Origin of the sequence: Neisseria sp. HMSC073G10, from assembly GCF_001812605.1 — a bacterium.
Lineage (GTDB): Bacteria > Pseudomonadota > Gammaproteobacteria > Burkholderiales > Neisseriaceae > Neisseria > Neisseria subflava_A.
On the sequence record NZ_KV809486.1, the window covers coordinates 50,131 to 63,134 of the forward strand.

Sequence of the window (13,004 nt, forward strand, 5' to 3'; positions counted from 1 at the left end):
TTTGCAAATATGCAAGCAATAAAAGAAACGCGCCCGAAACGGCGGTTTAGGTTGGATGACGATGGCTTCGTATCAAAAGGCGAACGGCGGATAATATAGATTTTATGGATAACAGTCAAGCAAAAAGGCATCAAGTGCGTTAAAATCCAACCCCTTCCCAATACTTATTCAGGCCGTCTGAAACCATGACCGACATTACCCCCTTTGCCAACCGCTTGGGCAAAAACATCAAACATCTTATGAAATGGGCCAAACGCAACGATATCGAAGCCTGGCGCATTTACGACCGAGATATTCCCCAATTTCCCTTTGCCGTCGATGTTTACGGCGACCAAATCCATCTTCAGGAATACGATACCGGCTGGCTGATGCAGCCCGAAGAATACGAAGCATGGCTTGCCGATGTATTGGAAGCCATCGGATTTGTGACCGGTTTTGCGCCCGAACAAATCCACCTCAAACGTCGCGAACGTCAAAAAGGTTTGCAGCAATACGAGAAAACCGGCAAAACCGGCGACGATTTCGTCATCACCGAAAACGGCCGCAAGTTTTGGGTCAACCTCGACAAATACCTCGACACCGGCCTCTTTCTCGACCACCGCAATACGCGCAAAAAAGTCGGCGAAACCGCAACAGGCAAACGCTTCCTCAACCTGTTTTCCTACACAGGCAGCTTCACCGTCTATGCCGCCACCGGCGGCGCGGTATCCAGCGAAACCGTCGATTTATCCAACACTTATCTCGAGTGGGCAAAACGCAATTTTGAACTCAACGGCATCAGCCCCGAACAACACAAAATCGTCCGCGCCGATGTGTTCCAATATCTGCAAAATGCCACCGCCGAAGGCAAAAAGTTCGACCTGATCGTCATGGATCCGCCCAGCTTTTCCAACAGCAAAAAGATGCTCGACATCCTCGACATCCAGCGCGACCACCCAAAACTCATAGCCGGTGCGATGAGCCTGCTCGCTTCAGACGGCATTTTGTACTTCTCCAACAACTTGCGCAGCTTCGTCTTGGATGACTCGGTATCGGAGCAATACGCCGTCAAAGACATTTCCAAGCAGTCCGTTCCCGACGATTTCCGCAACAAAAAAATCCATCAATGCTGGGAAATCAAGCATAAATAAGCATCAGGCCGTCTGAAAGCCAGTTTTCAGACGGCCTGATTGCCATATTGAATCTCTCAATCAATAAGCGCATAATTGAAAAAATTGTTGACAATATCAAAAGGAAAAGAACATGCAAAACTACCTGACGCCCAATTTCTCATTCGCCCCCATGATTCCGGAACGCGCGCTCGGCAGCCGGGTTTGGGATACCGAAGGACGAGAATACATTGACCTGTCAGGCGGTATTGCAGTGAACGCACTGGGGCATTGCCATCCCGATTTAGTCGCAACCTTAACCGAACAATCGCAAAAACTCTGGCACATTTCTAATATCTACACCACCCAACCGGCGCAAGAATTGGCCAAAAAATTGGTCGAAAACACCTTCGCCGACAAAGTGTTTTTCTGCAATTCCGGCGCAGAGGCCAATGAAGCCGCTTTAAAACTGGCGCGCAAATACGGCCGCGATCATTTTGGCGAACACAAAACCGAAATCATCTCCTGCCTCAATAGCTTCCACGGTCGCACCCTGTTTACCGTATCCGTCGGCGGCCAGCCCAAATACAGCAAAGATTACGCGCCGCTGCCGTCAGATATTACCCATGTTCCATTTAATGATATTGCCGCATTGGAAACCGCCGTCGGCGACAAAACCTGCGCCGTGATTATCGAGCCGATTCAAGGCGAAAGCGGCATTCTGCCTGCCTCTCAAGAATACCTGCAAGCCGCACGCCGTTTGTGCGACAAACACGGCGCCTTGCTAATTTTGGACGAAGTGCAAACCGGCATGGGCCATACAGGCAAACTGTTTGCCTACGAGCATTACGGCATCATACCCGACATCATCAGCTCCGCCAAAGCCTTGGGTTGCGGTTTCCCCATCGGTGCGATTCTGACCACCGATAAAATCGCCCCGACCTTCGGGCCGGGGACGCACGGCTCGACTTTCGGCGGCAATCCGATGGCATGCGCGGTCGGCAGCCGTGCGTTTGACATCATCAATGCGCCTGGAACATTGACACACGTTCAGCAACAAGGCCAAAAACTTCAGACGGCCTTGCGTGAAATAGGCGTAAAAACCGGCGTATTTAAAGAAGTCCGCGGCATGGGCTTGCTGCTCGGCTGCGTGTTGGCAGACGAATACGCAGGCAAGGCTTCGGAAATTACCGCCGCCGCTTTGAAACACGGCCTGATGGTACTGGTTGCCGGCGCCAATGTCGTGCGCTTCGCCCCCAGCCTGCTGCTGAACGATGAAGACATGGCCGAAGGCTTGAAACGTTTTGAAGCGGCCTTGGCGGAATGGTTGGCCTGATTTTCAAAACCCAATATCCAAATCAGCCGACAGCTTTTATTCCCTAATTGATGCCATATAGCGAAGACCGTCTAAAAGACCGTTTGAGTTTTTCAGACGGCCTTTTTTCAATATTGAAAACAACATCCGCCTACATGCTTTGTCATTTGATGTTTGTTAAAAATCGTACCGCCTCTTCGTGTTACGCTTGGCAAACAATTTGATTTTACGAAGAAAAGGAGCAGGAGATGGTATCGTTGAAAACCCAAATCGCCGGTTTTTCTTTTGACAACTGCCTGATGAACGCAGCAGGTGTGTCGTGTATGACCGTTGAGGAATTGGAAGCAGTCAGACAGTCTTCTGCAGGCACTTTCATTACCAAGACCGCAACGCTTACCGCGCGTCAAGGCAACCCCGAGCCGCGTTATCGGGACGTGCCTCTCGGCAGCATCAATTCGATGGGTTTGCCGAATCAAGGCATTGATTACTATCTGGATTACCTGCTTACCCTTCAAGAATCTGAGCCGGAACGGACATTTTTCCTATCATTGGTCGGTCTATCGCCCGGCGAAACACATATCCTGTTGGAAAAAGTGCAAAATAGCGGGTTTAACGGCATTACCGAACTCAACCTATCCTGCCCAAACGTCGCCGGCAAACCGCAAATCGCCTATGACTTTGAAACAACCGAGATGATTTTGGATAATGCGTTTACCTACTTCGACAAGCCCTTGGGCATCAAATTGCCGCCGTATTTCGATATAGCCCATTTTGATCAAGCGGCGAAAGTGTTCAACCGCTATCCCCTAAAATTCGTCAACTGCGCCAACTCCATCGGCAACGGCATGTATATCGAAGACGAATCCGTCGTCATCCGCCCGAAAAACGGCTTCGGCGGCATAGGCGGCCAATACATCAAACCGACTGCGCTCGCCAATGTCCACGCGTTCCATCAAAGACTGGATCCGTCTATCCAAGTCATTGGAACAGGCGGCGTTTATAGCGGTCGTGATGCGTTTGAACACATCTTGTGCGGTGCAAGTATGGTGCAGATCGGCACGGCGCTACACCAGCAAGGCGTAGACATTTTTGAACGGGTTTCCCTTGAATTAAAAGCCATCATGGCGCAAAAAGGCTATGAGAAGCTGGAAGACTTCAAAGGCAAATTGAAATATTTTGAATAAGATTTACTCTAAAAAACGCCCAAGGCCGTCTGAAAATTTCAGACGGCCTTGTTGTATAATTGCTCCCCACATTACCCGTCTTCCCCTTCAATGAAACTCAACCCCCAACAGCAAGCCGCGGTCAAATATCTAGGCGGCCCCCTGCTCGTCCTTGCCGGCGCAGGCAGCGGCAAAACCGGCGTGATTACGCAAAAAATCAAACATTTAATCGTCAATGTCGGCTATTTGCCACATACCGTTGCCGCGATTACCTTTACCAATAAAGCCGCCATGGAAATGCAGGAGCGCGTCTCCAAAATGTTGCCTAAGTCGCAAACGCGCGGGCTGACGATTTGCACCTTCCACTCTTTGGGTATGAAGATTTTGCGCGAAGAGGCCAATCAAATCGGTTACAAAAAAAACTTTTCCATTCTCGACTCTACCGACAGCGCCAAAATCATCGGCGAGCTCTTGGGCGGTACGGGCAAAGAAGCCATATTCAAAGCGCAGCATCAAATTTCCCTTTGGAAAAACGATTTAAAAACGCCTGAAGATGTCGTTCAGACGGCCTCTAATGTGTGGGAACAGCAAACAGCGCGCGTCTATGCGAGTTATCAGGAAACCCTGCAAAGCTATCAGGCGGTGGACTTCGACGACTTAATCCGCCTGCCAGCCGTACTCTTGCAGCAGAACAGCGAAGTACGAAACAAATGGCAGCGGCGGCTGCGTTATCTGTTGGTTGACGAATGTCAGGACACCAACACCTGCCAATTTACGCTGATGAAGCTCTTAACCGGCGCGGAAGGCATGTTTACCGCCGTCGGCGACGACGACCAGTCGATCTACGCATGGCGCGGCGCAAACATGGAAAACCTGCGTAAAATGCAGGAAGACTATCCGCAGATGAAAGTCATCAAGCTGGAGCAAAACTACCGCTCCACCGCACGGATTCTCAAAATCGCCAACAAAGTTATCGAAAACAACCCCAAACTCTTTACCAAAAAACTTTGGTCGCAGTTCGGCGAAGGCGAAATCGTCAAAGTCGTCGCCTGCCAAAACGAGCAACACGAAGCCGACTGGGTCGTCAGCCAAATCGTCAAACAGAAGCTGGTCGGCGGCGACAAAACCCAATACGCCGATTTCGCCGTGTTATACCGCGGCAACCATCAGGCGCGGATTTTTGAAGAATCCTTGCGCAGCGCGCGTGTTCCCTACCAACTCTCCGGAGGACAAAGCTTTTTCGACAAAGCCGAAATCAAAGACGTTTTGTCCTACTTGCGCCTGCTCGCCAATCCCAACGACGATCCCGCCTTCCTGCGCGCCGTAACCACGCCCAAACGCGGCATCGGCGACGTTACATTGGGCAAGCTCAACACCTACGCGCACGAACACGAATGCAGCCTATATGAAGCCGCGCAAACCGAAGAAGCGCTTGCCCTGTTGAATAATACCAACCGCCAACACCTGCAAGCCTTCATGGATATGATTGAAAGCTACCGCGCCAAAGCCGAAACCAACGAAGCAGGCGAGCTTATTCATAACCTGCTGAAAGAAATCGACTACGAAAACCACCTGTTGGCCAATGAGGAAGGCAAAGCAGGCGAAATCAAATGGCGCAACGTTACCGACCTGACCGGCTGGCTGGAACGCAAAGGCAAGCAAGACGGCAAAAACATCATCGAGCTTGCCCAAACCATCGCCCTGATGACGCTTTTGGAGGGCAAAAGCGAAGAAGAAGTCGATGCCGTCAAACTCTCCACCCTGCACGCTTCCAAAGGCTTGGAATACCCCTACGTTTTCCTTGTCGGTTGCGAAGAAGGCATCTTGCCACACAACGACAGCATCGAAGAAGACAATGTCGAAGAAGAACGCCGTCTGATGTATGTCGGCATTACCCGCGCCAAACGCCAGCTTACACTGACCCACTGCCTCAAACGCAAAAAGCAAGGCACATGGCAATTCCCCGAGCCGAGCCGCTTCATAGACGAAATGCCGCAGGAAGACATCAAGATTTTAGGCCGCAAAGGCGGAGAGCCGATTGTGAGCAAGGAAGAAGGAAAAAGCAATCTGGCAGGATTGCTGGATATGTTGGGAAACAAAAGAAAAGGATAAAGCAAGGCCGTCTGAAAGTAAGGTTTCAGACGGCCTTATTGTCAGCAAAATATCAAAGACAACAATCAAATAATTTTCACTTTATATCGTTACGTCTATCCGTCCCCCTTCTCCCGATTCTTCAAAAATAAACAAAAACAATCGAATAATCAGGTACAAAATAAAAAAGCAGGTGACACGATCACCTCATTTCCCTTCAATTTACAAGCAAAAATTGTCAACACTTGAAGTATAAATTCACAAGCAAAATTGCATTTTTCAGGTATAATAATGGATTCCCCAACTGCATTTTGTGAGCTGAATCCATGTCTGTTGTTCTGCCCTTGCGCGGTGTAACCGCCCTTTCCGATTTCCGTGTTGAAAAACTCTTCCAAAAAGCAGCCGCCCTCGGCCTGCCCGAAGTCAAATTAAGCAGCGAATTTTGGTATTTTGTCGGTAGCGAAAAAACACTTGATGCCGCGACAGTCGAAAAACTGCAAGCCTTACTGGCAGCGCAAAGCGTTGAACAAACGCCCAAAGCGCGCGAGGGCTTGCATTTATTTTTGGTAACACCCCGTTTGGGCACCATTTCGCCTTGGGCTTCCAAAGCAACCAATATCGCCGAAAACTGCGGTTTGGAAGGTATTGAGCGTATCGAACGCGGCATGGCCGTATGGTTGGAAGGTACGCTTACCGACGGGCAAAAACAACAATGGGCTGCCCTGTTGCACGACCGCATGACCGAAAGCGTGTTGACCGACATCGATGCGGCGGCGCAACTGTTCCACCATATCCAATCGGAAACCTTCTCCAGCGTAGATGTATTGGGCGGCGGTAAAGAGGCATTGGTCAAAGCCAATACCGAAATGGGCTTGGCGCTTTCAGCCGACGAAATCGATTATCTGGTCGAAAACTACCAAGTTTTAAACCGCAATCCGTCCGATGTGGAATTGATGATGTTCGCGCAGGCAAACAGCGAACACTGCCGCCACAAAATCTTCAACGCCGACTTCATCCTCAACGGCGAAAAACAACCGAAATCCCTTTTCGGCATGATTCGCGACACACACAATGCGCATCCCGAAGGCACGGTCGTTGCCTATAAAGACAATTCGTCCGTGATCGAAGGCGCAAAAGTCGAACGTTTCTATCCAAATGCGGCAGAAAACCAAGGCTACCGTTTCCACGAAGAAGACACCCATATCATCATGAAAGTGGAAACACACAACCACCCGACCGCCATCGCGCCGTTTGCGGGCGCGGCAACGGGCGCGGGCGGTGAAATCCGCGATGAAGGCGCAACAGGTAAAGGCTCACGTCCGAAAGCAGGCTTGACCGGCTTTACCGTCTCCAACCTGAATATCCCTGGCTTGGAGCAACCTTGGGAACAAGCTTACGGCAAACCCGGCCATATTGCTTCTCCTTTAGACATCATGATTGAAGGCCCGATCGGCGGCGCAGCGTTCAACAACGAATTCGGCCGTCCGAACCTCTTGGGCTACTTCCGTACTTTTGAAGAGAAGTTCGACGGTCAGGTTCGCGGCTATCACAAACCGATTATGATTGCCGGCGGCTTGGGCAGCATTCAGGCACAGCAAACACACAAAGACGAAATCCCCGAAGGCGCATTGCTTATCCAACTGGGCGGCCCGGGTATGCTCATCGGCTTGGGCGGCGGCGCTGCTTCTTCCATGAACACCGGCACAAACGACGCATCTTTGGACTTCAACTCCGTACAACGCGGCAACCCTGAAATCGAACGCCGCGCGCAAGAAGTCATCGACCGCTGCTGGCAACTCGGCGACAAAAATCCGATTATCTCCATCCACGACGTCGGCGCAGGCGGCTTGTCCAACGCCTTCCCAGAACTCGTCAATGATGCCGGACGCGGCGCGGTATTCAAATTACGCGAAGTGCCGCTAGAAGAACACGGCCTCAGCCCATTGCAAATTTGGTGTAACGAATCGCAAGAACGTTATGTGTTGTCCATCTTGGAAAAAGATTTGGAGACCTTCCGCGCCATCTGCGAACGCGAACGCTGCCCGTTTGCCGTAGTCGGCACGGCGACCGACGACGGCCATTTGAAAGTACGCGACGACTTGTTCTCCAACAACCCTGTCGATTTGCCGCTGAACGTTTTGCTCGGCAAACCGCCTAAAACCACGCGTACCGACAAAACAGTTACGCCATCTGAAAAACCGTTTAACGCCGGCGATATCGACATTACCGAAGCCGCCTACCGTGTTCTGCGTCTGCCTACCGTAGCCGCCAAAAACTTCCTGATTACCATAGGCGACCGCAGCGTCGGCGGCATGACCCACCGCGACCAAATGGTCGGCAAATACCAAACCCCCGTAGCCGACTGCGCCGTTACCATGATGGGCTTCAATACCTATCGTGGCGAAGCGATGTCTATGGGAGAAAAACCGACTGTCGCCCTGTTTGACGCGCCTGCTTCGGGCAGAATGTGCGTCGGCGAAGCCATCACCAACATCGCGGCAGTCAACATCGGCGACATCGGCAATATCAAACTCTCCGCCAACTGGATGGCGGCATGCGGCAACGAAGGCGAAGACGAAAAACTTTACCGCACCGTCGAAGCCGTCTCCCAAGCCTGTCAGGCATTGGATCTGAGCATCCCCGTAGGCAAAGACAGCCTGTCAATGAAAACCGTGTGGCAGGACGGCGAAGAGAAAAAATCTGTCGTCTCGCCGTTGAGCCTGATTATCTCCGCGTTCGCGCCAGTTCAAGACGTACGCAAAACCGTTACGCCCGTATTAAAAGACAATGCCAATTCATTCGCTATTCTGCTGATGATTGACTTAGGCAACAACAAGTGCCGTATGGGTGGTTCTGCACTGGCTCAAGTGTATAACCGAAGCGGCGGCGAAGCACCTGATATTGATGCAGGCCATCTGAAAGCGTTTTATCAGTTAATTCAGCAACTCGTTCAAGAAGATAAGTTGCTGGCCTACCACGACCGCAGCGACGGCGGTTTGTTTGTGACTCTGGCAGAAATGGCATTTGCTTCTCGCCGTGGCATGAATCTCGACCTGCTGACAATGGTAAGTAAAAATATTAACGTTCAAAACGAGTATTACTCGTCTCAAGAATGGCAAAAATTTGTCCTAACTACCCTGTTTAACGAAGAATTAGGAGCCGTTATTGCTGTTCACGCTGCCGACCACGAATATATTTTCAATTTGTGCGAGAAACTGAATCTCACGCTGCACCATTTGGGAGAGTTTGCCGACAGCGGCCATATGGTCATCAATGCAGGAGAAGAATTTTTCAATCAATCCCTTACCGACCTGCAACGCGCATGGCAGGAAACCAGCCACGCCATTCAACGTCTGCGCGACAACCCTGCCTGCGCCGACAGTGAGTTTGCCCTGATTGACGACAACGACCGCAGCGCATTGTTTGCCGACGTGAAGTTCGACGTGAACGAAGACATCGCCGCGCCTTTCGTCAACAGCGGCGCGAAACCCAAAATCGCCATCCTGCGCGAACAGGGCGTGAACGGACAAATCGAAATGGCCGCCGCCTTCACCCGCGCCGGATTCGATGCTTACGACGTGCATATGTCCGACCTGATGGCAGGCCGCGTCCACCTTGCCGACTTCAAAATGCTGGCGGCGTGCGGCGGCTTCAGCTACGGCGACGTACTCGGCGCAGGCGAAGGCTGGGCGAAATCCATCCTGTTCCACCCTGCTCTGCGCGACCAATTTGCCGCCTTCTTCGCCGACCCGAACACGCTGACATTGGGCGTGTGCAACGGCTGTCAAATGGTCAGCAACCTTGCCGAGATTATCCCGGGCGCAGAAACATGGCCGAAGTTCAAACGCAACTTGAGCGAACAGTTTGAAGCGCGCCTGAGTATGGTTCATGTTCCAAAATCCGCATCGCTGATTCTGAACGAAATGCAAGGCTCCAGCCTGCCTGTCGTGGTCAGCCACGGCGAAGGCCGCGCCGACTTCGCACTTCACGGCGGCAATATTTCCGCCGATTTGGGCATTGCGCTGCAATATGTAGACGGTCAAAACCAAGTGACCCAAACTTATCCGCTCAACCCTAACGGCTCTCCTCAAGGTATCGCCGGTGTGACCAACGCCGACGGCCGCGTCACCATCATGATGCCCCACCCCGAACGCGTGTACCGCGCCGCACAAATGAGCTGGAAACCGGAAGACTGGACGGAACTGTCCGGCTGGTACCGCCTCTTCGCCGGAGCAAGGAAGGCTTTGGGTTAACCGGCAGGCTGATTTGATTCGGCTTTAAAGAAAAGGTCGTCTGAAAACGATTTAGTGAAACCTGCTATATCTGTTTTCAGACGACCTTTATGTTCTTTTGCGTATAAGACCGAGCCGACCGCCGTCATTCCCGCCTGCGCGGGAATGACGGCCTAGATTTTTTGTCCCGAACCTATATACAAATAAACTTAATTGAATTTATAGAAAGATTTGGAGAAGCTTATGTCTAACATAGTAATTTTTAAAAACATGCCGAATGATGATGACTATATTAAATGGATTGATGAAAACCCAAATGGATTTGTATTAAATATAGATCAAACTAAAGACCCTTCTAAGATTTGGAAAGATTATCCCAAAATACATTTTGCTAATTGTAACCAACTAAATAAAAGGCCGGGGCGCACAACTGGAAAATATTTCAAAGTTTGCTCAAACTCAATTGAAGAACTTGAAAAATGGAGCCTGGATGAATACAGGAGAGAACTAACTCCATGCGGAACCTGTAAGAAAAACGGATTACTGGTAGGACGGCTCATGGGAATACCAAATTTTCAGGTAGCTTCTACCCTGTCCTTAAAATCTGATATAGACGAACTCGAAGAATGTTTAGCCTCCGAGACTAATCCAGAAAAGCGAACCGAAATTGAAACTTTGATAAAAGCCCGTCAAGGGCAAGGCAGATTCCGGCAAAAACTACTCGAACTGTATCCGAACTGCCCGCTAACAGGTCTAGATGTTCGGTCTTTACTTATTGCCAGCCATATCAAACCTTGGAGCAAATGCAATAATGAAGAGAGGTTAGATCCCTTCAATGGACTGATGCTCGCACCCAATATTGACGCATTATTCGATAGCGGACTGATTACGTTTGATGCCGACGGTACGATAAAAATCAGTCCGAAAATCGATCTGGAAAATCAAAAGCGGCTTGGAATTTCTCCCGATATGAAATTAAAAATCGAACCTGAAAGCGAAAAATATTTCGAGTATCACCGCAACCATGTTTTCCAAAAAGAAGAATAAATAGTGTTGAACAGTCCGTTGATTTAAGGTTGTCTGAAAACGATTTAGCGAACCTCGCTATATCCGTTTTCAGATGACCTTTTTGCGTCCTTTTGCGTATAAAGACCAAACTCGTCGCCGTCATTCTGTATAATTGCCACTTTTAAACTATAATCGACATATTCAGACGGCCTTTCCCGACATTATGACTCGACAAGCCTTTATCCTCAGCGATTGTGAATTTTCCGAATGCGGAGAAAAGCCTTACGCCCTGTTGACTGCGAATCCGACGAAGGAACACCACTTCATCGCCCAAACCGAGCAGCGGCAGCATGCGCATAATCCGCAGGTCAGCCCGCAAAACCAAAACGTTTACCGCCTGCCTCTGTCAATGTTTCATACTGGCGAAAAAGCCCGTAGCAAAGAACAAAACCGCAGCGAAGCGATAAGCGTCAACATCATCGGCAACTTGGCGGCGAAAAACCTCTATACACTGACCTTTGTCGAAGACTCCGCCAACCAATACAATCTGGAAAGCTGGTTCAACCGTCATGAAAGCGGCTACGAAGAGGCCTGCAACCACCTGCGCACCTTACCTGCAGGCCATCTGAAAACACCTACGGCAAATGCCGATACCGTCAAAGTACCGGATGCCTTTTGGCGGATATTGCGGCTAAAATTCCTCGGCATTCTGCGCAATCCGCACAACCATAAAAACCTGTTTGTCCACCGCCTGCATCAAACACTTCGGGCGCGGCTGCCGGAAGTCGGTTTTGAATTTGTCCGCTTGATCAGCAAACGCGACCCCAAGCGCATCGAAGCCATTATGCAGGACTACCGTTTCACTTTTCTCGGCTATGTTGATTGGCTGGGCGGGCTTTACGGTATGTTGAGCGAAGGCGTAGCGCAGCCGTCGTTGTTTGAACGGTTGTTTTGCAACATCTTTGCCGAACCCGAAGCCGTGAAAATCGAATTGTTCCGCTATCCGGAAAACACGGGGCTATGCCTGTTTGGCGACAGCAGTTTCTGCCTGCAAGCCTCGGCCAAGCTATTCAGTGTCGGCGTTAATATCTCGCACGATATGTTTGCCGTCGTCCATCTGCAAACCGACCGTTGGCACGCGTTTAAGAATACCTTTCATCACGACGCGCCCAAACTGCAAGGCCAAGTGCGGATTATCGACAGCGACCAAACCCAAAGATTGCTGTTCAACCGACTGTGCATCCATCAAGCCCATGAAGCCGTGTTCGGCCAAAGCCCGAATATCAAAGATTATTTAGAGGCCGTCTGAAACCCAAAACCAGAAGAAAGCATATGAAAATCACGCCAATTAAAGCCCTAAACGACAACTACATCTGGATGATTCAAGAAGGCAACCATGCTGCCTGCGTCGATCCATCCGATGCCACGCCCGTTTTGAAATTCCTCGTCCACAACCGCCTGATGCTGGCGCAAACATGGATTACCCATCCGCACCCCGACCATACCGGCGGCGCAAAAAGCTTGTTCCATGGCTTTTTAGAATCCCCAATCTATGGCGAAAGCGACATCGACGTGGCGACGCATACCGTCACCGCAGGTACGCAGTTCCCGTTTGGCGAAGGCTTGGTTACCGTTTGGGCAACCCCCGGCCATACCGACCGCCACATCAGCTATCTGTTGGAAAATTCAGACGGCCTGCACGTTTTCTGCGGCGATACCTTGTTTTCCGCCGGTTGCGGCCGCGTATTTACCGGCACAATCGAGCAGCTTTACGACAGCTTCCACCGATTCAACCAGCTGCCCGAAGAAACACTGTTTTATCCAGCGCACGAATACACCGCCTCCAATCTACGCTTTGCCCAGCACATCGAGCCGGACAACATCGACATTCAGACGGCCTTGGCCGCAGCCGAACACACGCCGACACTGCCTGTCAGCCTGGCGCACGAGCGCAAAGTCAATCCGTTTTTCCGCGTACACCTGCCCCAAGTTCAGGCACGCGCCGAAGAATTGAGCGGACGAAAATTAAACAGCGAACTCGAAGTCTTCGCCGCTTTGCGTGAATTGAAAAATCAATTTTAATTGGGCTTAGGTCCCTAATAAATAA

Annotated in this window: 8 protein-coding genes; all 8 read left to right on the forward strand. The window is 50.7% G+C overall.

What is annotated here, in order from left to right; all coding sequences use genetic code 11:
- Positions 1-185 precede the first annotated feature (185 nt).
- Positions 186-1,130, forward strand: coding sequence for a class I SAM-dependent methyltransferase (locus tag HMPREF2865_RS00250; protein WP_070644818.1), 945 nt, complete (start codon positions 186-188; stop codon positions 1,128-1,130).
- Between the two features lie 112 nt (positions 1,131-1,242).
- Entirely contained in the window at positions 1,243-2,424 is a 1,182-nt protein-coding gene (locus HMPREF2865_RS00255) for an acetylornithine/succinyldiaminopimelate transaminase (RefSeq protein ID WP_070644820.1), read from the forward strand.
- A gap of 227 nt (positions 2,425-2,651) precedes the next feature.
- Positions 2,652-3,587: a dihydroorotate oxidase gene (locus HMPREF2865_RS00260; protein ID WP_070644822.1), complete on the forward strand. Its 936-nt coding sequence runs from the start codon at positions 2,652-2,654 to the stop codon at positions 3,585-3,587.
- 90 nt (positions 3,588-3,677) lie between these two features.
- Entirely contained in the window at positions 3,678-5,678 is a 2,001-nt protein-coding gene (gene rep / locus HMPREF2865_RS00265; RefSeq protein WP_070644824.1) for a DNA helicase Rep, read from the forward strand.
- 305 nt (positions 5,679-5,983) lie between these two features.
- Positions 5,984-9,910 carry a phosphoribosylformylglycinamidine synthase gene (purL, locus tag HMPREF2865_RS00270; RefSeq protein WP_070644826.1) on the forward strand — a complete coding sequence of 1,309 codons (3,927 nt, stop codon included), beginning with the start codon at positions 5,984-5,986 and terminating at the stop codon, positions 9,908-9,910.
- A gap of 222 nt (positions 9,911-10,132) precedes the next feature.
- Positions 10,133-10,936 (forward strand): HNH endonuclease, encoded by an 804-nt coding sequence (locus HMPREF2865_RS00275; protein WP_070644828.1) that lies wholly within the window; start codon positions 10,133-10,135, stop codon positions 10,934-10,936.
- Positions 10,937-11,120: 184 nt separating this feature from the next.
- Entirely contained in the window at positions 11,121-12,206 is a 1,086-nt protein-coding gene (locus tag HMPREF2865_RS00280) for a hypothetical protein (protein ID WP_070644830.1), read from the forward strand.
- Positions 12,207-12,229: 23 nt separating this feature from the next.
- Complete coding sequence (gloB, locus tag HMPREF2865_RS00285) at positions 12,230-12,979, forward strand: hydroxyacylglutathione hydrolase (RefSeq protein ID WP_049335243.1); 750 nt, start codon at positions 12,230-12,232, stop codon at positions 12,977-12,979.
- Positions 12,980-13,004: the final 25 nt, after the last annotated feature.